The sequence below is a fragment of the Pengzhenrongella sicca genome (assembly GCF_017569225.1).
Taxonomy (GTDB): domain Bacteria; phylum Actinomycetota; class Actinomycetes; order Actinomycetales; family Cellulomonadaceae; genus Pengzhenrongella; species Pengzhenrongella sicca.
The window spans coordinates 1,367,364-1,391,689 of the sequence record NZ_CP071868.1 but is presented as its reverse complement, the minus strand read 5'-3'; the positions used below and the strand labels follow the sequence as shown (position 1 = coordinate 1,391,689).

The window sequence follows — 24,326 nt, the reverse complement described above, 5'->3', positions numbered from 1 at the left end:
GGAAGTCTGACAGTTCGCTGGAGAGTTGGCGCCGCCTCCCACGGATCGCGCCAGTAGATTCGGCAGATGACCACCGAATCCGCCCTGCGGGCCGCGCGCCCGACCCTCGACCAGCGTCGCCGGGTGCTGACCGCCGTACCCGGGCCCCGGTCGCTCGAGCTCGGCGCGCGGCGTGCCGAGTTCGTGGCCGGCGCGGTCACGAGCGCGCTGGGCGTCTACGTCGCCCGGGCCGGCGGCGGGGTGCTCGAGGACGTCGACGGCAACACCTTCATCGACCTCGGGTCGGGCATCGCGGTGACGTCGGTCGGCAACTCGGCCCCCGCCGTCGTCGCCGCCGTGGCCGCCCAGGCCGCCGACTTCACCCACACGTGCTTCATGATCGCGCCCTACGAGGGGTACGTGGCCGTGTGCGAGGCGCTCGCGCGGCTGACCCCCGGCGACCACGCGAAGAAGTCGGTGCTCGTGAACTCGGGCGCCGAGGCGGTGGAGAACGCGGTGAAGATCGCGCGGCACGCGACCGGTCGCGACGCGGTCGTGGTGTTCGACCACGCCTACCACGGCCGCACCAACCTCACGATGGCGATGACCGCCAAGGCGATGCCGTACAAGGCCGGCTTCGGGCCGTTCGCGGGCGAGGTCTACCGGGCGCCGGCGTCGTACCCCCTGCGCGAGCCGGTGCCGATCAGCGGCGCCGACGCCGCCGCCCGCGCGATCGCGGTGATCGAGAAGCAGGTGGGGGCGAGCGCGGTGGCGGCGCTCGTGATCGAGCCGATCCTGGGCGAGGGCGGCTTCATCGTGCCCGCGCCCGGCTTCCTGCCCGCCCTCGCGGCCTGGGCGAGGGCCAACGGCGTCGTCTTCGTCGCCGACGAGGTGCAGACGGGCTTCGCCCGCACCGGCACGATGTTCGCGTGCGAGCACGAGGGCGTCGTGCCCGACCTGGTCGCCACGGCCAAGGGCATCGCGGGCGGGCTGCCGCTCGCGGCGGTGACCGGGCGAGCGGAGCTCATGGACGCCGTGCACGCCGGCGGGCTGGGTGGCACGTTCGGCGGCAGCCCGGTCTCGTGCGCTGCCGCCCTCGCGGCGATCGCCCTGTACGAGCGGGACGACCTGGCCGCCGCGGCGCGCGCGATCGAGGCGCGCATGGTGCCGCGGCTGCGGGCCCTCGCCGACGACGCGCCGCAGATCGCCGAGGTTCGCGGGCGCGGCGCGATGCTCGCGATCGAGCTCGTGCGCCCCGGCACGCTCGAACCCGACGCGGCGGAGGCCGCCCGCATCGCGCGCGAGTGCGCGCAGCGCGGCGTCCTGGTGCTGACCTGCGGCACGTTCGGCAACGTGCTGCGCTTCCTGCCGCCGCTCGTGATCGCGGCCGAGCTGCTCGACGACGCCCTCGACGTGCTGACGGAGGTCGTCCTCGCCCGCTAGCTGCTGACCGCCCACGAATGGGCGGAATCTGATCGAGAAACGGTCAGATTCGGCCCGAACGTGGGGGGTCCAGGGCAAGGAGGGCTCGTTCCGCCGGGCGGGTGAGGCCCGCGCGGCGGTTCTCGGGCTCGGGGCGGGCGCGTTCCCAGGCGAGGGTGTCCGCGAGTGTCTGCGCGAGCGAGCGCGTCACCAGCCCGGCCGCGCGCGCCGCCGCGGTGCTGCGCGCCGCGAAGCCCGCGTACTCGGGCCACGGCAGCCACAGCGGCAGGGAGCGGGGCCCGGCCCAGGGTTCGACGTCGTGGGCGATCAGCCAGTCCGGGCTCGCGTGGACGACCGGCCCGACGTGGCCCGCGACCGACCGCGCGACGGCGAGGTGGTCGGGCAGGCGGACCGTCTCGCCGGCGACGTTGAAGATCCCCGCCAGCGCGCGCTCAACGGCGCCGACCAGCCACGCCGCGAGGTCGCGCACGTCGAGCACCTGGGTGCCGAGTTCGGGCACATCGGGCACCAGGACGCTGCCGTCGGCCGCGGCCGGCCGGTCGAAACGGGCAGGCCAGTACCCGGTCCGGTCCGACTCGTCGCCCGGGCCGCCGATCAGGCCGCAGCGGGCGAGGAGCGAGCGCTCCGGACCGAACGCGTCGAGCACGTGCTGCTCGCACGCGACCTTGGCCTGGCCGTAGTCGTCCATGCTCGTCAGCACGTCGCCCGCGAGCGCGGGCAGGAGATCGGCGTCCTCGGCGTCCCCCGGCGTCGCGGCACCGGCATAGACGCTGCTGGACGACACGAACGCGAAGGTCGCCGCGCTGCCGGACAGCGCCGCGCACGCGCGCCGGACGTGTCCGGGCTGGCGGGACACGTCGAGCACCGCGTCCCACGCCGTCCCGACGACGTCGCGGTACGCGTCCGGCCCGTCGCGGTCGGCGCGGACGACGACGGCGCCGGTCGGCGGGGCCCCCGCAGTCCCCCGCGCGAGGCACGTGACCTCATGCCCGCGAGCAAGCGCGCCCTCCGCCACGAGCCGCCCAACCCACCCATTCCCCCCCAGCACGAGCACCCTCATGCCGCAAGCACACCACTCCCGCCCCGCCCCCGGCGCCTTTTCAAGGGAATGTGTGCGGCAGCCGCACATATTCCCCTGAAAACGCGGAAGTTGGGGAGGGGAGGAGGGTTGGTCAGGAAGGGGGGCGCTCCTGGAGGGACCAGGGGGAGCCGTAGCCTGCCGGTTCGGGGGCCGCCAACAGGTCGAGGAACGGGACCGCGTCGAACGCCTCCGGGCCGAGCACTCCCGCCCCGGACCAGACGCCGGTCGCGAGCAGCTCGAGCGCGACGACGGGGTTGACTGCGGTCTGCCAGACGACGCACTGCGCCCCGTACTCGCGCATCGACCAGGCGTTGTCCACCAGATGGTGCAGGTAGACCTCGCGCGGGCGGCCGTCGAGGCCGAGGCCGGTCACGAGCAGGCCCGCGCACGTGGTGCCCCGCATCCGGTCCCCCAGCGTCGCCGGGTCGGGCAGCACGGCGGCGACGACGTCGCGGGGGCTGACCGCGACGGCGCCGGGGGCGGCGGGGTCGGCCGACTTCACCCGCACGGGCGTCGTCCGGTCGAGCCCGAGGGTGTGCAGGGTGCGCAGCACCGAGATGAACTCCTCGCCCAAGCCGTACTTGAAGGTGACCTTCTTCGCGGTGAGGAAGCGCGGCATCAGCAGCACCTCCTCGTGCTCGACGTGCACGCACTCCACCGGGCCGATGCCGCCGGGGAAGTCGAACACCTCAGGCTCGGAGAACGGCGCCGTGGTGTACCAGCCGCGGCCCGCCTCCCAGATCACGGGCGGGTTGAGGCATTCCTCGATCGTCGTCCAGATCGAGAACGAGGGCGCGAAGATCGGCTCGCCGTCGTCGCCGACCACCTCGAGGTTGGCGCCGTCGCGCGTGCCGAGCTCGTCGACCTCCGAGAACAGGTGGTCGACGGCGTAGCGCGCGAACACGTTCGACAGTCCCGGCTCGACGCCCATGCCGACCAGCGCGAGCCTGCCCGCCGCGCGGACCGACTCGTGCGCGGCGAACTGCTCGTCGCCGAGCTTGACCCCGGTCAGCTCGTAGGGGCGTTCCGGGTGCGGGCGCGACAGGGACATGGCCATGTCGAGGTAGTCGGCGCCGGCGGCGAGCGCTCCCGTGAACACCGGCAGCACGAACCGCGGGTCGACGGCGTTGAGCACGTGCGTGGCGCCGTGCTCGCGCGCGAGCGACTCGACGGCGGCGGCGTCCGAGGCGTCCACCCGCGCCGCGACGAACCGCGGGCCGGGCGCGGCAGTCTCATCGCGCGCGAGCGCGCCAGTTTCATCGCGCACGAGCGCAGCAGCAACCGTCCTCTCGGCGCGGCCCAGGTCGAAGTCCGCCACCACCATCAGCTCGAAGAACGTCCTCCGAGCCGCGATCCGGGCGACCGCGTCGCCCACCCCACCGCTGCCGATCACGAGAATCCGCACGTCCGCTCCCTCCGTTGCCTCCTGCCTACCACCCGCTGGCCCCGCGGGCGGCTCAGCCCACGGCCGCGGCCCTGCGCCGACGGGCCGACGAGACGACCTGCACGCCGATGACCAGCGCGAGGGCGAGGAAGAACATCATCGAGCCGATGACGTTCGCCTGCGGCGGGATGCCGCGGGTCGCCGAGACGTAGACGAACTTCGGGAACGTCGTGAAGCTCCCCGAGTTGAAGTTCGTGATGATGAAGTCGTCGAAGCTCAGCGAGAACGCCAGCAGCGCGGCGGCGGCGATCCCCGGGACCAGCAGCGGGAAGGTGACCTTCCAGAACGCGAGCCAGGCCGAGGCGTACAGGTCGGCCGCGGCCTCCTCGAGCCGGGGATCGAGGCTCGCCACGCGCGCCTTGACCGTGACCACCACGAACGAGATGCAGAACATCACGTGGGCGACGACGACGGTCCCGAAGCCCGGCTGCACCCGCAGCGACAGGAACTGCGCGAGCAGCGCCGCGCCGAGCACGACCTCGGGGGTCGACATCGGCAGGAAGATCAGCAGGTTCGCGGCCGAGCGGCCCCGGAACCGGTAGCGGACGAGCGCGATCGCGATGAGCGTCCCGAGCACCGTGGCGACCGCCGTCGCGATGACGCCGACCGTGAGCGAGTTCACGAGCGACTGGCACACCTGCGGGGCGCCGCACGGGTGCTGCCAGGCGCGCAGCGAGAAGCCGCGCCACACGAGGTTCGACTTGCCCGCGTCGTTGAACGAGAACGCGACGGTGTACGCGATCGGCACGAGCAGGTAGGCGAACGCGAGCGTCGCGAACACGGGGACGATCGCGTCCCCGAGGGACCAGTGCCGCCGCCGGCTCATACGAGGTCCTCCGTCCCGGCGCGGCGGACGTACAGGCCGACGAGCACGAGGATCGCGACCATGAGCACGACGGACAACGCCGACGCCGTCGGGTAGTCGGACACCCGGAAGAACCGCGAGTCGATGACCTGCCCGATCATCACCGTGCTCGTCGGGTTGCCGAGCAGGCTCGAGTTGACGTAGTCGCCCGAGGCCGGGATGAACGTGAGCAGCGTCCCCGAGACGACGCCGGGCATCGACAGCGGCAGCGTGACCCGCCAGAAGGTCGTCGGCCCGTTCGCGTACAGGTCGCCGCCCGCCTCGATCAGGCGCGGGTCCATGCGCTCGAGGCTCGCATAGATGGGCAGCGCCATGAACGGCAGGAAGTTGTACGTGAGCCCCGCGACGACCGCGAACGCGGTCGCGGTGAGCCGGCCGTCCGCCGGCAGCACGTGCAGCCAGCGCAGCGCGGTGGCGACGAACGCGTCGTCGGCGAGGATCTGCTTCCAGGCGACCGTGCGCAGGATGAAGCTGGTGAAGAACGGCGCGATGAGCAGGACGAGCAGCAGCCCCTGCAGGAACGACCTGCCGCGCGCCTTCACGGCGATGACGTAGGCGATCGGGTAGCCGATCAGCAGCGCGGCGACGGTCGCCACGAGCGCGAAGGCGAACGAGCGCACGAGCTGGGGCCAGAACTCCGCGAGCGCCGCGGTGTAGTTCTGCCAGTGGAACGCCGGCTGGAACTGGCCGACGTCGCCGCCCGGGACCGGCACGTACAACGAGGTCGCGAGCAGCGCCACCACGGGGAGCACGAAGAACACGACGAGGTAGGCGAGGCCCGGGATCAGGAGCAGGTACGCGCCGCTGCGCGCGCGCCGCTGCGCTGGCGGCGCCGCGCCGCCGAGCGGGCCGGCCGCGGCCTCGGTGCCGAGCGCCGCCGCGATGCTCATGCGCCGTCCTCCGGCCGGACGATGCTCATGCGCGGGCCTCCGGCCGGACGATGCTCATGCGCCGGCCGACGCGTCGTCGTCGCCGTCGAGGCCGAAGGTGAACCCCGGCGCCCAGGCGAGCCGGACCCGGTCCCCCACCGCGACGCGCGCCCCGCCGGCGAGGTTCTGCGCGAACACCCCGAGCGTGCCCAGGCCCGGCACGTCGACCTGGTACTGCGTGCTGACGCCGGAGAAGGACACATCAGCGACGGTGCCCGGCCCGATCACGTTGGCATCCGGTGCGGGCTCCTCGCCGCCGGCGAGCAGCAGCACCTTCTCGGGGCGGACCCCGACCAGCACCGACCCCGAGGTGCTCACCGCGCGGGCGCCGGGCACGACCAGCCGGGTGCCCGCGACGTCGACGCCGAGCCACCCGTCGCGGGACTCGACGACGACGCCCGGGAGCAGGTTCGACTGCCCGAGGAAGTTCGCGACGAACGCCGTGCGCGGCAGCTCGTACAGCTGCTCCGGCGGCCCCATCTGCTCGATCCGGCCGGCGTTCATCACCGCGACGGTGTCGGCCATCGTCATGGCCTCCTCCTGGTCGTGCGTGACGTGCACGAACGTCAGGCCGACCTCGGTCTGGATCCGCTTAAGCTCGACCTGCATCTGGCGGCGCAGCTTGAGGTCGAGCGCGCCGAGCGGCTCGTCCAGGAGCAGCACGGCGGGGTTGTTCACGAGCGCGCGGGCGAGCGCGACGCGTTGCTGCTGGCCGCCCGAGAGCTGCGCGGGCCTGCGGTCCGCGAGGTGGCGCAGCTCGACGAGGTCCAGGCCCTCCCCGGCGCGGGCGACGGCGTCGGGCACCTTCGTGCGGCGCAGCCCGAACGCGACGTTCTCGAGCACCGTCAGGTGCGGGAACAGCGCGTAGCTCTGGAACACCGTGTTCACGGGGCGCTGGTACGCCTTGCGCGCCGTCATGTCGACGCCGCCGATCGAGATCGAGCCCGCCGTCGGGTGCTCGAGCCCCGCGACCATCCGCAGCGTGGTCGTCTTGCCGCAGCCGGACGGGCCGAGCAGCGCGAAGAACGAGCCCGACGGCACGGTCAGGGTCAGGTCGTCGACGGCGAGGAACGTGCCGAAGTCCTTCGTGACACCGGCGATCTCGAGGTCGGCGCCCGACGACGTCGCGACCTGGGGCGCGGGCGGCGTGTCCGTCGCCGTGCCCGGCCCGCCGGCCACGCTCAGGCCCCCACGGCCGTGAGGTAGGCGCCGTTGTACTTCGTCTCCTCCTCCGCGCTCAGGCTCCGGAACACGTGCGCCTGCGCCAGGGTCGCGGCGTCGGGAAAGATCAGGGGGTTCTCGACGAGGCTGGGGTCGATGTCCGCCATCGCGTCCTGGGCGCCGTCGACGGGGCAGATGAAGTTGACGTACGCGGCGACCTGGGCGGCCACGACCGGGTCGTAGTAGTAGTTCATCAGCGCCTCGGCGTTCGCCTTGTGGGTCGCGCCGATCGGGATCTCCATGTTGTCCGACCAGAGCGTGCCGCCAGCCTCCGGCAGCAGGAACGACCACTGGTCGTCGTACTCGAAGTTGATCTGGGTGATGTCCCCCGACCAGCCGATCACGGCGACGGCGTCCCCCGAGATCAGGTCCTCCTTGTAGGAGTTGCCCTTGACCTGACGGATCTGGCCGGACGCGATCTGCTCGGTCACGACCGCGAGCGCGGCGTCGAACTCGTCGTCGCCCCAGTCTCCCGAGATGTCCACGCCCTGGTCGAGCATGATCAGCCCGATCGTGTCCCGCATCTCCGAGAGCACCTCGACGCGGCCCTTGTACTCGGGCTTCCACAGGTCGGAGACGCTGGTCAGGCCGCCGGGGATCTTCTCTTTCGACCAGGCGAGACCACCGAAGCCCGACTGCCAGGTCAGCGAGTGCTTGCGGCCCGGGTCGAAGTCGACCTCCTGGAGGCTCGCGAGCAGGTTGCTCGCGTTCGGGATGTTCGTGCGGTCCAGCTCCTGGGTGTAGCCGAGGCGGATCATGCGCGCGGCCATCCAGTCCGTGAAGACCACGATGTCCTGCCCGATGTCCTGCCCGATCGCGAGCTGGCCCTGGATCTTGCCGAAGTAGGTGTCGTTGTCGTCGATGTCCTCGGCGTAGTTCGCCGTGATGCCGGTCTCCGCGGCGAACGCGTCGAGCGTCGGGTAGCTCTGGGACTCGTCGTCGTAGTCGAGGTAGAGGGTCCAGTTCGCCCACGAGACGGTCGGGTCGGTCGCCGAGACGTCCGTGCCAGGCGCCGCCGACGACGACGTCCCGCCCGACGTCCCGCCCGTCCCGCACGCCGCGAGGAGCGACCCGACGCCCGCGACGCCCGCACCCGCGAGCACCGTGCGGCGCGAGACGGCCCCGCGCTGCGACCGCCGGGCCTGCTGGACGAGGGACCGGATGAGGGGATCGCCGGGGAGGTCGCGCGCACGGGTCATCTCTGGGCTCCGGTCTCGAGGCGATCAGCAGGACGCGGCCGGGGGCACCGAGTCGTTGTGGGGATGCTGACACCGGAACCGGGAGAGCACAAGGGATTCCGTGGTGGATGTCACTGGCCGCAACGAAAAAGTTTCACGTTCGGAACATTCGCTGCGGTTTCCCGCCGTCAGGCGTCGAGATTCGTCATGACGTGCTTGATCCGCGTGTAGTCCTCGAGGCTGTACTTGGACAGGTCCTTGCCGTAGCCGGAGTGCTTGAACCCGCCGTGCGGCATCTCCGAGACGAAGGGGATGTGGGTGTTGATCCACACGACGCCGAAGTCGAGCGACCGGGACATCCGCATCGCAGTGCCGTGGTCCTTCGTCCACACCGAGCTCGACAGCCCGTAGTCGACCCCGTTCGCGAGCGCGACCGCCTCCGCCTCGTCCCGGAACGTCTGGATCGTGATGACGGGACCGAAGATCTCGGTCTGGCTGACCTCGTCCTCCTGGCGCAGCCCGTCGACCACCGTCGCCTCGTGGAAGTAGCCGGTGTCGCCCTGCCGGTGCCCGCCCGTGAGGATCCGCGCGTGGTCGGGCAGCCGGTCGAGGAAGCCGGCGACGCGCGCGAGCTGGCCCGCGCTGTTGACCGGCCCGAACGCGATGTCGTCCTCGTCCGGGCGGCCCGTGCGCTGGCCGGCCGCCTGCTCGGCGAGCGCGGCGGCGAAGTCCGCGTGCACCGACTCGTGCACGAGCACCCGGGTCGCGGCGGTGCAGTCCTGGCCCGCGTTGTAGAAGCCGCCGTAGGCGATCCCCGCCGCGGCCGCCGCGAGGTCGGCGTCGGCGAACACGACGACCGGGGCCTTGCCCCCGAGCTCGAGGTGCACACGCTTGACGTCGCGGGCCGCGCTGCCCGCGACCTCCATCCCTGCGCGCACGGAGCCGGTGATCGAGACCATGTCCGGGAGCGGGTGGTCCACGAGCGCCCGGCCGGTGTCCCGGTCCCCGCACACGACGTTGAACACGCCGGCGGGCAGGAACTCGGCGGCGATCTCGGCCAGCAGCAGCGTCGACGCGGGCGTCGTGTCGGACGGCTTGAGCACCACCGTGTTGCCGGCCGCGAGCGCCGGCGCGATCTTCCACACGGCCATCATGAGCGGGTAGTTCCACGGCGTGACCTGCCCGCACACGCCGATGGGCTCGCGCCGCACGAACGACGTGTGGCCGGCGAGGTACTCCCCCGCGCTCGACCCCTCGAGCAGGCGCGCCGCGCCCGCGAAGAAGCGGAAGTGGTCGCTCGACGGCGGCAGCTCGTCGCTGGCGACGAGGGCGAGCGGCTTGCCGGTGTTGCGGGACTCGACCTCGACGAACTCCCCCGCGCGCGCGTCGATCGCGTCGGCGATGCGCAGCAGCGCGAGCTGGCGCTCGCCCGGCGTGCTGTCGCGCCACGCTCCGAACGCCCGCGAGGCGGCGCGCAGGGCCCGGTCGACGTCGTCGGCGTCGGAGACGGGCGCGCTCGCGTAGGCCCGACCGGTGCTCGGATCGATGATCTCGGCGGTGCGGCCCGAGCCGGCGTCGTGGTGCGCGCCGTCGATGAAGTTGCGCAGCGCGGTCAGCGGCGGCGGGGGTGTCAGGTCGGTGGTCGTGGCGCTCACAACGGTCTCCTCGGGCCCGGGTCGCGGGTCGCTGGGTGCATCCGCCCGCGCTCCGAGGCTAGTCGAGTTCGATCCGAAATCAACGGTTGCACGGGCCCGTGACGCCGAAATCAGCGGCCCGCAGGCCGGCGCACTGCGGAATCACTTGCGCACACGCGGGTCCAGCAGGGACCATCGGCACATGACTCAGCGCTCGCGCACCTCGGCGACCGTCCCGCTGGACGCGATCTCGAAGGCCATCATCGAGCAGCTCCAGGAGGACGGCCGGCGCGCCTACGCGTCGATCGGCAAGGCGGTCGGCCTCTCGGAGGCCGCGGTCCGCCAGCGCGTCCAACGGCTCGTCGAGTCCGGCATCGTGCAGATCGTCGCCGTCACCGACCCCGTCCAGGTGGGCTTCGCGCGCCAGGCGATGATCGGGATCCGCAGCGGCGGCGACCTCGAGAAGCTCGCCGACTCGATCGCCGAGCTGCCCGAGATCGACTACGTGGTGATCACCGCCGGGGGGTTCGACCTGCTGGTCGAGGTCGTCTGCGAGGACGACGAGCACCTCCTCGACGTGCTCAACAACAAGATCCGCGCGCTCCCGGGAGTGCTCGGCACCGAGACGTTCGTCTACCTCAAGCTCCGCAAGCAGCAATACAACTGGGGAACCCGATGACCACCGAAGCCCGCTCCGTCACGCCCACCGGCACCCCCCGCGACGACGCCGCGCGGCGCCACCTGTGGGGCCACTTCACGCGGCACAGCAGCTGGGACCTGTCCGTGCCGACGATCGTGCGCGGGCAGGGCCACCACATCTGGGACGACACCGGTCACCAGCTCATCGACGGCCTGTCGGGGCTGTTCGTCGTGCAGGTCGGCCACGGCCGCGCCGAGCTCGCCGAGCGGGCCCACGCCCAGGCCAGCGAGCTCGCGTTCTTCCCGCTCTGGTCGTACGCGCACCCGAACGCGATCGACCTGGCCGAACGCCTCGCGCATCACGCGCCGGGCGACCTCAACCGCGTCTTCTTCACGACCGGCGGCGGCGAGGCCGTCGAGACGGCCTGGAAGCTCGCGAAGCAGTACTGGAAGCTCCAGGGTCAGCCGACCAAGTACAAGGTCATCTCGCGCGCGGTCGCCTACCACGGCACCCCGCAGGGGGCGCTGTCGATCACCGGCATCCCCGCGATGAAGGCCCCGTTCGAGCCGCTCGTGCCCGGCGCGCACAAGGTGCCCAACACGAACATCTACCGCGGGCCGGAGGCGCTGCGCGAGGATCCCAAGGCGTTCGGCCGGTGGGCCGCCGACCGGATCGAGGAGGCGATCCTCTTCGAGGGCGCCGATACCGTCGCGGCCGTGTTCCTCGAGCCGGTCCAGAACTCCGGCGGCTGCTTCCCCCCGCCGCCCGGGTACTTCGAGCGGGTCCGGGAGATCTGCGACGCCTACGACGTGCTGCTCGTGTCCGACGAGGTGATCTGCGCGTTCGGCCGGATCGGCGAGATCTTCGCGTGCAACGACTACGGGTACGTCCCCGACATGATCACCTGCGCGAAGGGCATGACCTCGGGGTACTCCCCGATCGGCGCGCTCATCGCGTCCGACCGGCTGTTCGAGCCGTTCAGCACGGGCTCGACGACCTTCTACCACGGGTACACGTTCGGCGGGCACCCGGTCTCGGCGGCCGTCGCGATGGCGAACCTCGACATCTTCGAGCGCGAGAAGATCACCGAGCACGTGCACGCGAACGCGCCGATCTTCCGCAGCACGCTCGAGAAGCTGCTCGACCTGCCGATCGTCGGCGACGTGCGCGGGGACGGGTACTTCTACGGGATCGAGCTCGTCAAGGACAAGGCGACCCGCGAGACCTTCGACGACGACGAGAGCGAGCGCCTGCTGCGCGGCTTCCTGTCCAAGGCCCTGTTCGACGCCGGCCTGTACTGCCGCGCCGACGACCGCGGCGACCCGGTGGTCCAGCTCGCGCCGCCGCTGACCTGCGGCCCCGCCGAGTTCGACCAGATGGAGCAGATCCTGCGCGGCGTGCTGTCGGAAGCCTGGACTCGCCTGTGAGCGGCCCCCGCGACCTCTCCCTCTGGCTCGACCAGGTGGTCGCGGACGGCGACCCGCTCACGCCCCGCGCCCCGCTGGACGGCGACTGCGAGGCCGACGTCGTCGTCGTCGGCGCGGGCCTGACCGGGCTGTGGACGGCCTACTACCTGACCGAGGCCGACCCCGAGGTGCGGGTCGTGATCGTCGAGCGCGAGTTCGCCGGCTTCGGGGCGAGCGGGCGCAACGGGGGCTGGTGCTCGGCCCTGTTCCCGACGTCGGCCGACGCGATCGCCCGCGAGCACGGGCCCGAGGCGGCGCGCGCGCTGCGCGCCGCGATGCGGGACACCGTGGTCGAGGTGGGCGGCGTCGCGGCGTTCGAGGAGATCGAGTGCGACTTCGCGTACGGCGGGACGGTCACGCTCGCGCGCTCGGCCGCCCAGCTCGACCGGGCCCGCGCCGACGCCGATGCCGCCGCACGCTGGGGCGACGAGGTCACGCTGCTCGACGCCGCGCAGGCCCGCGAGCGGGTCGGCGCCACGCGCGTGCTCGGCGCGACCTTCACCCCGGACTGCGCCCGGGTCCAACCGGCCCGACTGGCGCGCGGCCTCGCGCGCGTGCTCGAGCGCCGCGGCGTGCAGATCGCCGAGGGCACGACGGCGCTGCGCCTGTCGCCGCGTGCCGTCGTCACCGATCACGGCATTGTGCGCGCCAAGCACGTCGTGCGGGCGACGGAGGCGTGGACGGCCCGGCTGCCCGGCACCGGCCGCGACGTCGTGCCGGTCTACTCGCTGATGATCGCGACCGAGCCGCTGCCGACGTCGGTGTGGGACCGCCTCGGCCTGGCGCGCGGTGAGACGTTCGCCGACCACCGCCACCTCATCGTCTACGGCCAGCGCACGGCGGACGACCGGCTCGCGTTCGGCGGCCGGGGCGCGCCGTACCACGCGGGCTCGAAGATCGAGGGCGCGTTCGACCGCGACCGGCGGGTGCACGCCCACCTGCGCGCGGCCCTGATCGACCTGTTCCCGGACGTCGCGGACTTCGCGGTGACCCATTCCTGGGGCGGACCACTGGGCATCGCCCGCGACTGGCAGGCGAGCGTCGGCCTCGACCCGCGCACGGGGCTGGCCTGGGCGGGTGGGTACGTCGGCGACGGCTTGGCCACGACCAACCTCGCCGGCCGCACGCTCGCGGACCTGATCTCGGGCCATGACAGCGCGCTGACGCGGCTCCCGTGGGTCAACCACCGCTCGCCGCGCTGGGAGGCCGAACCCGCGCGCTGGCTCGGCATCAACGCGGGGTTCGCCGTCGCCGTCGCCGCCGACGCCGAGGAGCGCCTCACTCGGCGCCCGAGCGCCCTGGCGACCGCCCTCGGCCGGTTCACGGGCCACTAGCCCGCACCACCTCCACCCCGGCGCGAGCTCCACCCACCGTGTGCTCCACACCCACCGCATGCTCCACACCCACCGCATGCTCCGAGTGTGGGCATTCGGCTCCCAACGCCGCGTGTGTGGGAAATCGGTCCCCTGAACTGGTCCCGGACCAGCAGATCCTGCACACCCGCGCGTTCAGGAGCAGATCGCCCACACTCGGCTAGCTGCGGCGCAGGAGCTCGTCGGCGCGGGCCCGGGCCCACTCTTCGGCCGCGAGCACGTCCGCGAGGGTCAGGCCCGCGGCGGTGGCCGCCCCGTCGTGCTCGTCGAGCACCCGGGCGACCGTGTCGACGATGTCCAGGAAGCCGATGCGCCCGGCGAGGAACGCCCGCACGCCCTGCTCGTTCGCGGCGTTGAAGACCGCCGGGTGGGTGGCCGACGCCGCGACGGCGGCGCGCGCCAGCCCGACGGCGGGGAACGCTGCCTCGTCGAGCGGCTCGAAGGTCCACTCACGCGCCGCGGTCCAGTCGCACGCGGACGCGACGTCGGCGATCCGCTCGGGCCACGACAGCCCGAGGGCGATCGGCAGGCGCATGTCGGGCGGCGACGCCTGCGCGAGGGTCGAGCCGTCGACGAACTCGACCATCGAGTGCACGACCGACTGCGGGTGCACGACGACGGTGATGTCGTCGGTCGGGACGTCGAACAGCAGGTGGGCCTCGATGAGCTCGAGCCCCTTGTTCATCAGCGTCGCCGAGTTGATCGTCACGACGGGACCCATGGTCCAGGTGGGGTGGTGCAGCGCCTCGTCCGGCGTGACGGGCTTCAGCTCGTCGCGGGAGCGCCCGCGGAACGGCCCCCCGGACGCGGTGAGGATGAGCCGGCGCACCTCCGCGTGGGTCCCGGACCGCAGCGCCTGCGCCATCGCGGAGTGCTCGGAGTCCACCGGCACGATCTGGTCCGGCCGGGTCAGCGCCGCGGCCACGAGCGGGCCGCCGACGACGAGTGACTCCTTGTTCGCGAGCGCGAGCGTGGTGCCGGCCGCCAGCGCGGCGAGGGTGGGCCCCAGGCCGACCGAGCCGGTGATCCCGTTGAGCACGACGTCGGCGGGGCGCCCGGCCAGCTCGGTCGCGGCGTCGGGGCCGACGAGCACCTCGATCCCGGCGCTGGTCCGCCCGGCCGCGAAGGCGGCGTCGGCGATCGCCGACATCAGCGCGGGCGCCGCGTGTGGATCGGCCACCGCGACGACCTGCACCCCGAGCGACACCGCCTGCCGGGCGAGCGCGACCGGATCGGCGCCGCCCGCGCTCAGCCCGACGACGGCGAACCGGTCGGGGTTGCGGGTGATCACGTCGATGGCCTGGGTGCCGATCGAACCGGTGGACCCGAGCAGAATGGCGGTGCGCTGGCTCATGCGCGCATTCTCCCCCGGTGCGCGCGCCGCTCGCGCCGACGTGCGTCCTGACCGCGGCCCTCGTCGCGGGCGGCGTCCGGATCGGTGCACGCACCGTCCGCCGCGACGAGGGCTGAACAGCTAGACCGGGACGCGCTCGCCCTCGCCGACCTCGCCGGCGTGCACGAGGTCCGCGTCGGTCTCGGCGGGCTCGTACGTGTCGTCGAACGGCAGTTCGTTCATGTCCAGCAGGGGGTTCTCCTCCTGCGTGGCCACGAGCGCGTGGGCCTCCTCCTCTGTGTCGACGCTCGGCATCGAGCCGGGCAGCGGCCGGTTGGCGGACTCCGTGAGGAAGTAGATCGCCACCGCACCGATGGCCGAGGTGCCCATCAGGTAGTACGCGGGCATCATCACGTCGTCGGTGTAGGTGATCAGCGCCGCGATGATGAACGGCGACGTCCCGCCGAAGATCGCGACCGCGAAGTTGTAAGCGATCCCCATCGCGCCGTAGCGGCTCGCGGTCGGGAACAGCGCCGGCAGGGCAGACGCGATGTTCGAGACGTAGAACGTCACCGGCACAGCGATGAGGGCGAGCCCGAGCAGCGTCGACCACAGCGCGCCGTGGCCGATGAGCAGGAAGGCCGGGACGGCGCCGACGACGGCGGAGATCGAGCCGAGCCAGAGCACCGGCCGGCGCCCGATCTTGTCCGACAGCCGCCCCGCCAGCGGGATGCAGATCGACATGATCACGAGCACCGGGATCGTCAGCAGCGTTCCGTGCACCTCGTCGTACCCCATGGTGCTCGTGAGGTAGGTCGGCATGTAGGACGTGAGCGCGTAGCCGACGGTGTTCGCCGCGGCCACGATGATCATCGCCACGAGGATCTTGCGCCAGTACGCCCGGAAGATGCCGATCGGCGTCTTCAAGGCCGCGTCGTCGGAGCCGACGGGCTCGTCCGCGCTGGCCTGCTGCGCGTCGAGCGTCGCCTGGAAGGTCGGCGACTCCTCGATCTTCATCCGGAAGTAGATCGCGATGAGCCCGAGCGGGCCCGCGATCAGGAACGGCAGGCGCCACCCCCAGTCCTCCATCGCGGCCTGGCCGAGCGTCAGCTGCAGGACCGACACCAGGGCGGCACCGATCGCGAAGCCGAGGTAGCTGCCCATGTCGAGCATGCTCGCGACGAAGCCACGCCGGTTGTCGGGGGCGTACTCGCTCACGAACGTCGTGGCGCCGGCGTACTCGCCACCGGTCGAGAAGCCCTGGACCAGCTTTGTGAGCACGAGCAGAACCGCGGCCCAGATGCCGATCGAGGAGTAGCCCGGCAGGAGCCCGACCACGAAGGTCGAGGCCGCCATGAGGATGAGGGTCATCGCGAGCACCTTCTGGCGCCCGAGCTTGTCCCCGAGCCAGCCGAAGAACACCCCGCCCACGGGCCGCGCGATGAAGGTCGCCGCGAATGTGCCCAGCAGGAACAGCGTCTGGACGGAGGCGTCGGCCTCGGGCAGGAAGACCGGCCCCATCGTCGTGATCAGATAACCGAAGACACCGACGTCGTACCATTCCATCGTGTTTCCGACGATCGTCCCGCCGAGCGCTTTCTTCAACATCGGCTGGTCGACCACATTCACGTGCGACACGTCGAGTCGACGGCGCCGCAATTGGGGCTTCTTAATCTTCTTCGCAATGCCCTTGGCACCGCTGGCAATACTGTGGTCTTTTGGCACTGAGGCCACTCCCGTGGAGGTCATTGTGCTGGAGAAATCTCGGCGGCCCGCTCCGGGCAGGCCTTCAATTCTACCAGCGGTTGCGCGGCCGTCGCGTGGGACGTAGCATTCGCGCGCCCGACTTGTCCCGATTTTTGGCGAGATCACAGCGTGATCACGGCGCAATTCTGGTGAGATTCCTCTCCGATTCTGGCGAGATTTCGGCCGGCGTTCGATCGGATTGCGCAGGGAATTTGCCGGCGCGCCGGGGCAGAAAAAAGCCCTGCCGCCGGGAATGATCCCGGCGGCAGGGCGCCAGCTCAACGCGGAGTCGACCTAGGCGGCGTCGTGGTCCGTCTCGAGGATCTTGGCGAGCGTCTCGAGGGCCTCGTCGGCGCCATCGCCCTCGGCCCGGAGCACCACGACGTCGCCGTGCGTGGCGCCGAGGCTCATCAGGGACAGGATGCTCGAGGCGTCCATCGCGTCGTCGGCGGGCTCGCCGTCCATCGCGATCGTGACCTCGAGCGGGACCTTTCCGGCCGCTTCGGCGAAGATCGCGGCGGGCCGCGCGTGCAGCCCCACTCGGCTGCCGATGGTGGCCTTACGTTCGGACATTGTTCCTCCTGCGTAGTGGTCGGACAACACGTGCGAACTATGCCGAGGCGGTCACAGACCCAGCTCGTCGAGAATGGGCAGCTTCGCCCGGACGCTCTCCTTCGCCGCCGCCGCGCTCGGCGCCGCGAGGGCGAGCTGAGCCAGGTCCTGCGCCTGCGCCAACGTCACGCTGCTGAGCACGGTACCGACCGCGGCGAGCGCGCGCGGCGTCATCGAGAGGGTCGACACGCCGAGACCCACCAGGACGACGGCGAGCGCCGGATCCGCAGCCGCCTCACCGCAGACCCCGACGGGCTTGTCGTGCCCCTCGGCACGCGAGCCCGTGACCGTCAGGCCGATGAGCTGGAGCACGGCCGGCTGCCACGGGCTGTTCAGCGCGGCGAGCGGGCCGAGCTGGCGGTCCGCCGCCATCGTGTACTGCGTGAGGTCGTTCGTGCCGAGGCTCGCGAACTCGACCTGGCCGAGGATGTGCTCCGCGCGAAGCGCGGCGGACGGGATCTCGACCATCACGCCGGGCGTTTCCAGGCCCGCCGCGGCGCACATCGAGGCGAAGTGCCCCGCCTCCTCGACCGTGGCGATCATGGGCGCCATCACCCACACGAGCGCCGCGGAGCTCTCGGCCGCCGCCGCGATGGCCGCGAGCTGACGCTCGAGCACCCCTGGCGACGTCCAGTCGGTCCGGTACCCGCGGACACCGAGGGCGGGGTTGGGCTCGCTCGCGTCGGTGAGGAACGGCAACGGCTTGTCGGCCCCCGCGTCGAGCGTGCGGATCACGACCTTCTTGCCGGCGAACTCGTCGAACACGCCCTTGTATGCGGCGACCTGCTCGTCGAGGGTCGGCTCCGTGTCGCGCTCGAGGAAGCAGAACTCGGTGCGCAGGAGGCCGACGCCCTGCGCCCCGGCGGCGGCGGCCTTCACAGCGTCCTTCGCGCCGCCGACGTTGGCGAGCAGCGGCACGAGGTGCCCGTCGGCCGTGCGCCCGTCGCCGTCGAAGACCGCCAGCTTGGACGCCGTCGACGCCCACGCGGCCGCGGCCGCGACCTCGCTCTCGCCCGGCTCGGCCGTGATCGTGCCGGCCGTCCCGTCGAGGTACACCTCGGTGCCGTCCGCCAGGTCCTCGACCCCGACCGCCGCGACGACCGCCGGGAGGCCCAGGGCCCGGGCGATGATCGCCGTGTGGGACTGCGGCCCTCCCCCGGACGTGACCAGGGCGAGGATCTTCGCGGGATCGAGCGTCGCGGTGTCCGCGGGCGCCAGGTCGTGCGCGACGAGCACGAACGGCTCGCTCGCCGCCGGGATCCCCGGCGCGGGCACCCCGCGCAGCTCGGCGACCAGCCGGGCCCGCACATCGAAGACGTCAGTCGCCCGCTCGGCCATGTAGCCGCCGAGGTTGTGCAGCATCTCCGCGACCGACGCGGCCGCGTCCCAGATCGCGCGCTCGCTGGACGCGCCGCCGCGGACCAGCTTCACGGCCGCCTTGATCAGCATCGGGTCGGCGGCCATCAGCGCGGTGGCCTCGAGCACCGCGCGCGCGTCGCCGCGCGCGTCCTGCGCGCGCGCCGACAGGCCCGCCTGGACCGCCTGCGACGCCGCCTTCAGCGCGGTCACCGCCTCGTCCGGCGTCGTCGACGACGCGAGCTGCTCCCCCGCCGGCGGCTCGCTGACGGGCTTCGGCATCTGCCGGACCAGCCCGATCACCCGACCCGGGCTGACCCCAACTCCTGCGTACTCGTGCACGGAAGACCCCCGATGTGTGTGGCCGGCAAGGACGGACGTGCGGCTAGACGCTGACAAGGTCGCCCGCCGGCTCATCGGCCGGCGCCTTGCGGACCGCGTACCGCTTCAGCGCGATCACGGCGGCCGCCGAGATCACGGTCCCGATGGCGATCGCCAGCACGAACATGCCCACGTTGCCGATGGCGAAGAACACGAAGATCCCGCCGTGCGGCGCCTTTGAGGTCACCCCCGAGCCCATGACGATCGCGCCGGTCGTGGCCGCCCCAAGCATGCACGACGGGATGACGCGCAGCGGGTCGGCCGCGGCGAACGGGATCGCGCCCTCGGAGATGAACGATGCCCCGAGCAGCCACGCGGCCTTGCCGTTCTCGCGCTCGGCGAGGCTGAACAGCCGGCGGTCGACCGTCGTGGCCAGGGCCATCGCGAGCGGCGGCACCATGCCGGCGGCCATCACCGTCGCCATGATCTCCCACGGCGCCTGGTTCTGGACGGTCGCGGCCGAGAGGCCGGCGACGGCGAACGCGTAGGCGACCTTGTTGACCGGGCCGCCGAGGTCGAACGCCATCATGAGGCCGAGGATGATGCCGAGCGTGATCGCACCCGCGCCGCTCATCCCGGTGAGCCAGCTGTTGAGGCCCTCGGTCAGGGCCGCGATGGGCCCGCCGAGCACGAGGAACATCAGCCCGGAGGCGACGATCGAGGCGAGCAGCGGGATGATCACGACGGGCATCAGCCCGCGCAGCCACCGCGGCACCGCGAAGCTGCCGATCCACTTGGCCACGACGCCGGCCAGCAGACCGCCGACGATGCCGCCGAGGAAGCCGGCGCCCATGTAGCCCGCGACCGCACCGGAGACGAACCCGGGCGCGATGCCGGGCCGGTCCGCGATCGCGTACGCGATGTACCCGGCGAGCGCGGGGACCAGGAAGCCCATCGACAGCGCGCCGATCTTGAAAAGCACCGCGCCGAGGAAGTAGATCAGGCCCTCGGGCGGGAGGTTCGTGAGCGTGGCCGCGGCGAGCACATCGTCGGCGGTGGTGCCGAGCGCGATCTCGTACCCCGCGAGCAGGAAGCCGAGGGCGATCAGCAGGCCGCCGCCCGCGACGAACGGGATCATGTAGCTGACGCCGGTGAGCAGCGCGCGCTTGAGCTGCTGGCCGAGGTGCTCGCCGGACTCCGCGGACTGCTCCGCGCCCGGGTCGGCGCCGCCGCTCACGCGCCGCGCGTTGGGGTTGTGCGCCGCGGCGAGCGCCTCCGCGATCAGCTCCTTCGGCTCGTCGATACCGCGCTTGACGGGCGCGTTGATGACCGGCTTGCCGATGAACCGCTCCCGGCCGCGCACGTCGACGTCGACGGCGAAGATCACGGCGCCCGCCGCGGCGATGACCGCTGGGTCGAGCGGCGTGAGCCCGGCCGAGCCCTGGGTCTCGACCTGGAGGTCGACGCCCGCCTCCCGGGCCGCCGCGACCAGCGCGTCGGCGGCCATGTAGGTGTGGGCGATGCCCGTCGGGCACGCCGTGATCGCGACGAGGCTCGTCGCGCCGGCCGCCACCGCCGGGGTCGCCGCGGCCGCCGCCGCGCTGGCGGCCTCGTTCGCGGCCACCTGGGCCGCGTCGGGGCTCACGACCGCGGTCACGATGGCGACGATCTCCTCGGCCGAGGCGGCCGAGCGCAGCGACGCGGTGAAGTCCTTCTTCATCAGCGAGCGGGCGAGCTTGGCGAGCAGCTTCAGGTGCGCCTGGTCGGCGCCTGCCGGGGCCGCGATGAAGAAGACCAGGTCGGCCGCGCCGTCCGCGGAGCCGAAGTCGGCGCGGGTCGCGAGCCGGGCCATGGCGAGCGTCGGCTCGAGCACCGCGGTCGACCGGCAGTGCGGGATGGCGAGCCCGCCGGGGATCCCCGTGGCCGTCTTCGCCTCGCGCGCCATGGCGTCGGCGTACAGGCCCTCGACCTCGCTGGCGCGGCCGGCGGCGACGACGAGCTCGGCCAGGTGCCGGATCACGGTGGCGGGTTCGGTCCCCAGGTCTGCGTCCAGGGCCACGAGCCCCGGTGTGATCAGTGCGCTCACTGGTCGTCCTCCTTCGGATCGGACACTAGCGCCGTCACGGTGACGGCTTCGGGACGGGTCTGGCTCAGGGTCGGGACGGTCGAACCGGGCAACTCCGCGGCGGCCGCTCCGTGAGCGACGGCCTGACCCAGGCTGTCGGGTGCGGATGCACCAGCGACGTTGCTGAGCAGGAACCCCGCCAAGGCGCAGTCTCCGGCACCCACCGTACTGCGGGCGACGATCTTCGGCCCGCGCGCGAGCCAACTCCCGGCGGCCGTCACGAGGACGGCGCCCTTCGACCCAAGCGTCGCGAGCACGGCGCCGACGCCACCGTCCACGAGCCGGCGAGCGGCCTTGGCGGCGAGCATCGGATCGGCCTCGAGGCTCGGGCCGTCGGACCAGCCGGCGAGCTCGGCGAGCTCCTCGGCGTTCGGCTTGAGCAGGTCGGGGTGGGCAACGACGGACGCCGCGAGCGGCGCGCCCGAGGAGTCGATGGCGACCTTGGGAGCGTTGGCGCCGAGCCGCTCGCGCAGCTCGCGGGTGATGCCGGCGTAGAAGTCCGCCGGGACCCCCGGCGGGAGCGAGCCCGCCAGGACGAGCCAGCTCGCGCCCTCGGCCTTGGCCAGGACCAGCTCGACGAGGTCGCGCTGCTGCTCCACCGTCAGGGCGGGCCCGGGCTCGTTGACCTTCGTCGTCGTGCCGTCGGGTTCGGTGATCGCGACGTTGCTGCGCAGCGTCGCGCCGATGTGCAGGCCGATGTGCGGGATGGCCTGGGCCGTCAGCGCGAGCAGGACCGGGTCCGCGTCGTCGCCGGGCAGCAGCGCGAGGCAGCTCACGCCGGAGGAGTCGAGCGCGCGGCAGATGTTCACGCCCTTGCCGCCCGGCTCCTGCCGGGCCCCGACGGCACGCTGGACGTCGCCGCGAGCGAGCTCGCCCTCGAGCTCGATCGTGCGGTCCAGGCTCGGGTTGGGCGTAAACGTGACAATCATGCGATCACAACCTCGACGTCGGCCGCGGCCAGGGCCACGGCAAGTTCGGTGGATGGGGGGGCATCGGTGATGAGCATGTCGATCTCCGTCAGCGCCGCGAAGCGCACGAGCGTCTCGACCCCGAGCTTGGAGGAGTCCACCAGCGCGACGACCCGGCGCGCGGAGCGGACGATCGCCGTCTTGACCGCCGCCTCGAGCGAGTCGGGCGTGCTGAACCCGAAGGAGGCGTCGACGCCGTTGGCGCCGACGAACGCGATGTCGGGGCGCAGCACCTCGAGCTGGGCGGCGGTCGTCGCGCCGACGACGGCGCTGGTCAGACCGCGGACCCGGCCACCGAGGATGTGCAGCTGGATCTCGGGGTTGCCCGAGAGCTTGAACGCGATCGGCACGGCGTTGGTGATGACGAGCAGCTGCTCCCCCGGCGCCGCGGGCGACCAATCCACCAGCAGCTCGGCCAGCCGCTCGGTCGTGGTGCCGGCGTCGAGGACGATCGAGCCCGTGCGGCTCGCCGGGACCATGGCCTGCGCCGCGGCCGCGATCCGCGACTTCTCGTGCTGACGCTGGGACTGCCGCTCGTGCAGGCTTGGCTCGGACATGCTGAGCTTGTTCATGGCCACCGCGCCGCCGTGCACCCGGCGCAGCTGCCGGGCGACCTCGAGCGTGGCCAGGTCGCGACGCACGGTCTCCGGGGTGATCTTGAAGCGTTCCGCCAGCTCGCTCACGGTGATCCGGCTGCGGTCCGCGACCAGCTCGGCGATCAGGACCTGACGTTCTTCCGCGAACACGCTGCCACCTCGACACTGAGCGATCTGGGCCACGGGCCCCGGTCCTCAGGACACTATCTGTGTTTATCTTTGTTTGTCAACAAAAGCGCAGACAAACAAACATAGCCAAGTTGACAGCCCGCACCGCTCGAGCGTTCGACGAAACGCCGAGCTGCTACTCGACGCCGAGCAGGACCTCGACGGCGCGGTCGAAGAACGCGTCGACCGGGGCCTCGCCGTACCCCTTCGCGCCGTGGCGACGGCGGAACGTCGCCGAGCGCACCTCCTGCGCGGTCAGCGGTTCGCCGCGGTCGAAGTACGCGACGAGCCGGCGGCACAGCGCGTCGACGTCGGCGGGCTCGTAGCCGGCGGCGCCGCGATGCGCGGGAGCGAACCGCTCGCCGTCGGGCCGGGTCAGGCGACCGTAGAGCGTGCGCGCGCCGTCGGCGAGCTGCACCATCCACGCCTGCTGGCCGTGGGCCGCCACGAACTCCTGCCGGGTCCGGGCCACGAATGCGGCCTCGAGCCGGTCGAGCGCCGCGTCGACCGCGCCCGTCGAGTAGCCCCCGCGCACAACGTCGAACGCCGTCGCGCGGACCTCGCGCCCGGTCAGCTTCTCGGTCGCCTCACCCTCGTACGCGCGCCGCGCGAGGTCGAAGAACTCGTCGACCTCCTGCGTGGCGTACCCCGAGTGCAGCTTCGAGACGGTACGGAACATCCCCTTGCTCACAGCTCCTCCTCCGCGGCCAGCTGTCCACAGGCTCCGTCGATGTCGCTTCCCCGCGTGTCCCGGATCGTGGTCGGGATGCCGTGCGCGCGCAGCCGGGCGACGAACTCATCCTCGACCTCGGGGTCGCTCGCGGTCCACTTCGACCCGGGCACGGGGTTGAGCGGGATCGGGTTGCAGTGCACCCAGCCCTTGCCCCGCGCGTTGAGCTTCTCGCCGAGCAGGTCCGCGCGCCAGCCCTGGTCGTTGATGTTGCGGATGAGGGCGTACTCGATCGACACCCGCCGGCCCGTGACCTCGAAGTAGTGGTACGCGGCGTCGATCGTCTGATCCACGCTCCACCGCGTGTTGACGGGCACGAGCTCGTCGCGCAGCTCGTCGTCCGGGGCGTGCAGCGACACCGCGAGCGTGACCGGGATCCCCTCGTTGGTCAGCTTCTCGATCGCGGGCACGAGGCCGACGGTCGAGACCGTGATGTTGCGCGCGGACATCCCGAACCCGTCGGGGTTCGGGGCGATCAGCCGGCGCACGGTCTCCAACACCGACTTGTAGTTGGCGAGCGGCTCGCCCATGCCCATGAACACGACGTTCGAGAGCCGGGTCGGGCCGCCAGGGAGCTCCCCGTCGGCGAGCGAGCGCCCCGCGGACCGGACCTGTTCGACGATCTCGGCCGTCGAGAGGTTGCGGATGAGCCCCAGCCGGCCCGTCGCACAGAACGAGCAGGCGAGTCCGCAGCCGGCCTGGCTCGAGACGCACAGCGTCGACCGGTGCTTGTAGCGCATGAGGACCGACTCGACCTTGGCACCGTCGAACAGGTGCCAGAGCGTCTTGACGGTCGTGCCGGCGTCGGCCTGCAGCGTGCGCGCCGCGGTGAGCAGCGGCGGGAAGAGGCCGGCGACGAGCACGTCGCGGCTGGCCTTGGGCAGGTCCGTCATCGCGGCGGGGTCGGCCGTGAGGTGGGTGAAGTAGTGGGTCGCGAGCTGCTTGGCGCGGTACGCGGGCTCGCCGAGGTCGGTGACGGCCACGAGGCGCTGCTCAGGCGTGAGGTCGACGTAGTGCCGCGGCGGCTTGCCGCGGGGTCCGCGCCGACTCGTGGAGAAGTCGAGCGCGACCGGGTTCGGGACCCGGGGGGCTTCGGTCGGAGCGGTCATCGGCGGCAG

The 24,326-nt window shown here is 72.3% G+C and carries 20 protein-coding genes; 4 read left to right on the top strand and 16 right to left on the bottom strand.

From position 1 onward, the window contains the following. Positions 1-66 precede the first annotated feature (66 nt). Positions 67-1,422 (top strand): 4-aminobutyrate--2-oxoglutarate transaminase, encoded by a 1,356-nt coding sequence (gene gabT, locus J4E96_RS06325; protein WP_227424924.1) that lies wholly within the window; start codon positions 67-69, stop codon positions 1,420-1,422. Positions 1,423-1,465: 43 nt separating this feature from the next. Here gabT and J4E96_RS06320 read toward each other — a convergent pair whose 3' ends face one another. The 7 genes from J4E96_RS06320 to J4E96_RS06290 form a co-directional block, all read right to left on the bottom strand. Continuing rightward, the gene (locus J4E96_RS06320) at positions 1,466-2,482 is read right to left on the bottom strand and encodes an NAD-dependent epimerase/dehydratase family protein (protein ID WP_227424923.1); all 1,017 of its coding nucleotides are present in this window, start codon (positions 2,480-2,482) and stop codon (positions 1,466-1,468) included. 112 nt (positions 2,483-2,594) lie between these two features. Next, entirely contained in the window at positions 2,595-3,908 is a 1,314-nt protein-coding gene (locus tag J4E96_RS06315; RefSeq protein ID WP_227424922.1) for a saccharopine dehydrogenase family protein, read from the bottom strand. 52 nt (positions 3,909-3,960) lie between these two features. Beyond that, on the bottom strand, positions 3,961-4,773 hold the full coding sequence (locus J4E96_RS06310; protein ID WP_227424921.1) for an ABC transporter permease: 813 nt from the start codon (positions 4,771-4,773) through the stop codon (positions 3,961-3,963). Then, positions 4,770-5,702 (bottom strand): ABC transporter permease, encoded by a 933-nt coding sequence (locus J4E96_RS06305; protein ID WP_227424920.1) that lies wholly within the window; start codon positions 5,700-5,702, stop codon positions 4,770-4,772. The genes J4E96_RS06310 and J4E96_RS06305 overlap by 4 nt, the downstream gene beginning before the upstream one ends. Positions 5,703-5,756: 54 nt before the next feature. Then, the gene (locus J4E96_RS06300) at positions 5,757-6,920 is read right to left on the bottom strand and encodes an ABC transporter ATP-binding protein (protein ID WP_227424919.1); all 1,164 of its coding nucleotides are present in this window, start codon (positions 6,918-6,920) and stop codon (positions 5,757-5,759) included. Positions 6,921-6,922: 2 nt separating this feature from the next. Continuing rightward, positions 6,923-8,161: a polyamine ABC transporter substrate-binding protein gene (locus tag J4E96_RS06295; protein WP_227424918.1), complete on the bottom strand. Its 1,239-nt coding sequence runs from the start codon at positions 8,159-8,161 to the stop codon at positions 6,923-6,925. Between the two features lie 167 nt (positions 8,162-8,328). Then, a complete protein-coding gene (locus J4E96_RS06290; protein ID WP_227424917.1) occupies positions 8,329-9,795 on the bottom strand; it encodes a gamma-aminobutyraldehyde dehydrogenase in 1,467 nt (488 codons plus the stop codon). A 181-nt stretch (positions 9,796-9,976) separates the two neighbouring features. Between J4E96_RS06290 and J4E96_RS06285 the strand changes: the two genes are divergently transcribed. From J4E96_RS06285 to J4E96_RS06275, 3 genes are read left to right on the top strand one after another with little or no spacing between them, the layout of a single operon-like run. Then, positions 9,977-10,453, top strand: coding sequence for an Lrp/AsnC family transcriptional regulator (locus tag J4E96_RS06285; RefSeq protein WP_227424916.1), 477 nt, complete (start codon positions 9,977-9,979; stop codon positions 10,451-10,453). Next, positions 10,450-11,841 carry an aspartate aminotransferase family protein gene (locus tag J4E96_RS06280; RefSeq protein ID WP_227424915.1) on the top strand — a complete coding sequence of 464 codons (1,392 nt, stop codon included), beginning with the start codon at positions 10,450-10,452 and terminating at the stop codon, positions 11,839-11,841. The genes J4E96_RS06285 and J4E96_RS06280 overlap by 4 nt, the downstream gene beginning before the upstream one ends. Further along, positions 11,838-13,214, top strand: a complete 1,377-nt coding sequence (locus J4E96_RS06275; protein ID WP_227424914.1) for an NAD(P)/FAD-dependent oxidoreductase — start codon at positions 11,838-11,840, stop codon at positions 13,212-13,214. Before J4E96_RS06280 ends, J4E96_RS06275 begins: the two co-directional genes overlap by 4 nt. Positions 13,215-13,413: 199 nt before the next feature. Here J4E96_RS06275 and dxr read toward each other — a convergent pair whose 3' ends face one another. The 9 genes from dxr to rlmN form a co-directional block, all read right to left on the bottom strand. Continuing rightward, positions 13,414-14,607 (bottom strand): 1-deoxy-D-xylulose-5-phosphate reductoisomerase, encoded by a 1,194-nt coding sequence (dxr, locus tag J4E96_RS06270; RefSeq protein ID WP_227424913.1) that lies wholly within the window; start codon positions 14,605-14,607, stop codon positions 13,414-13,416. A gap of 120 nt (positions 14,608-14,727) precedes the next feature. Beyond that, entirely contained in the window at positions 14,728-16,335 is a 1,608-nt protein-coding gene (locus J4E96_RS06265; protein WP_227424912.1) for an MFS transporter, read from the bottom strand. A gap of 291 nt (positions 16,336-16,626) precedes the next feature. Beyond that, positions 16,627-16,905, bottom strand: coding sequence for an HPr family phosphocarrier protein (locus J4E96_RS06260; RefSeq protein ID WP_227424911.1), 279 nt, complete (start codon positions 16,903-16,905; stop codon positions 16,627-16,629). A gap of 51 nt (positions 16,906-16,956) precedes the next feature. Further along, a complete protein-coding gene (ptsP, locus tag J4E96_RS06255; protein ID WP_227424910.1) occupies positions 16,957-18,642 on the bottom strand; it encodes a phosphoenolpyruvate--protein phosphotransferase in 1,686 nt (561 codons plus the stop codon). Positions 18,643-18,685: 43 nt separating this feature from the next. Further along, positions 18,686-20,707 (bottom strand): PTS fructose transporter subunit IIABC, encoded by a 2,022-nt coding sequence (locus tag J4E96_RS06250; protein ID WP_227424909.1) that lies wholly within the window; start codon positions 20,705-20,707, stop codon positions 18,686-18,688. Further along, entirely contained in the window at positions 20,704-21,675 is a 972-nt protein-coding gene (locus J4E96_RS06245; protein ID WP_227424908.1) for a 1-phosphofructokinase family hexose kinase, read from the bottom strand. Before J4E96_RS06245 ends, J4E96_RS06250 begins: the two co-directional genes overlap by 4 nt. Beyond that, positions 21,672-22,460, bottom strand: a complete 789-nt coding sequence (locus tag J4E96_RS06240; RefSeq protein WP_227424907.1) for a DeoR/GlpR family DNA-binding transcription regulator — start codon at positions 22,458-22,460, stop codon at positions 21,672-21,674. The genes J4E96_RS06245 and J4E96_RS06240 overlap by 4 nt, the downstream gene beginning before the upstream one ends. 154 nt (positions 22,461-22,614) lie before the next feature. Then, the gene (locus J4E96_RS06235) at positions 22,615-23,169 is read right to left on the bottom strand and encodes a DivIVA domain-containing protein (RefSeq protein ID WP_227424906.1); all 555 of its coding nucleotides are present in this window, start codon (positions 23,167-23,169) and stop codon (positions 22,615-22,617) included. Beyond that, the gene (gene rlmN, locus J4E96_RS06230) at positions 23,166-24,317 is read right to left on the bottom strand and encodes a 23S rRNA (adenine(2503)-C(2))-methyltransferase RlmN (protein ID WP_227424905.1); all 1,152 of its coding nucleotides are present in this window, start codon (positions 24,315-24,317) and stop codon (positions 23,166-23,168) included. Before rlmN ends, J4E96_RS06235 begins: the two co-directional genes overlap by 4 nt. Positions 24,318-24,326 lie beyond the last annotated feature (9 nt).

Bases quoted from the DNA above. Each gene is read 5' to 3' on its own strand.
- J4E96_RS06245 (WP_227424908.1), bottom strand. From the start codon at position 21,675: ATGATTGTCACGTTTACGCCCAACCCGAGCCTGGACCGCACGATCGAG.
- J4E96_RS06260 (WP_227424911.1), bottom strand. From the start codon at position 16,905: ATGTCCGAACGTAAGGCCACCATCGGCAGCCGAGTGGGGCTGCACGCG.
- J4E96_RS06310 (WP_227424921.1), bottom strand. From the start codon at position 4,773: ATGAGCCGGCGGCGGCACTGGTCCCTCGGGGACGCGATCGTCCCCGTG.
- J4E96_RS06280 (WP_227424915.1), top strand. From the start codon at position 10,450: ATGACCACCGAAGCCCGCTCCGTCACGCCCACCGGCACCCCCCGCGAC.
- J4E96_RS06265 (WP_227424912.1), bottom strand. From the start codon at position 16,335: ATGACCTCCACGGGAGTGGCCTCAGTGCCAAAAGACCACAGTATTGCC.
- J4E96_RS06305 (WP_227424920.1), bottom strand. From the start codon at position 5,702: ATGAGCATCGCGGCGGCGCTCGGCACCGAGGCCGCGGCCGGCCCGCTC.
- dxr (WP_227424913.1), bottom strand. From the start codon at position 14,607: ATGAGCCAGCGCACCGCCATTCTGCTCGGGTCCACCGGTTCGATCGGC.
- J4E96_RS06295 (WP_227424918.1), bottom strand. From the start codon at position 8,161: ATGACCCGTGCGCGCGACCTCCCCGGCGATCCCCTCATCCGGTCCCTC.
- rlmN (WP_227424905.1), bottom strand. From the start codon at position 24,317: ATGACCGCTCCGACCGAAGCCCCCCGGGTCCCGAACCCGGTCGCGCTC.
- J4E96_RS06320 (WP_227424923.1), bottom strand. From the start codon at position 2,482: ATGAGGGTGCTCGTGCTGGGGGGGAATGGGTGGGTTGGGCGGCTCGTG.
- gabT (WP_227424924.1), top strand. From the start codon at position 67: ATGACCACCGAATCCGCCCTGCGGGCCGCGCGCCCGACCCTCGACCAG.
- J4E96_RS06285 (WP_227424916.1), top strand. From the start codon at position 9,977: ATGACTCAGCGCTCGCGCACCTCGGCGACCGTCCCGCTGGACGCGATC.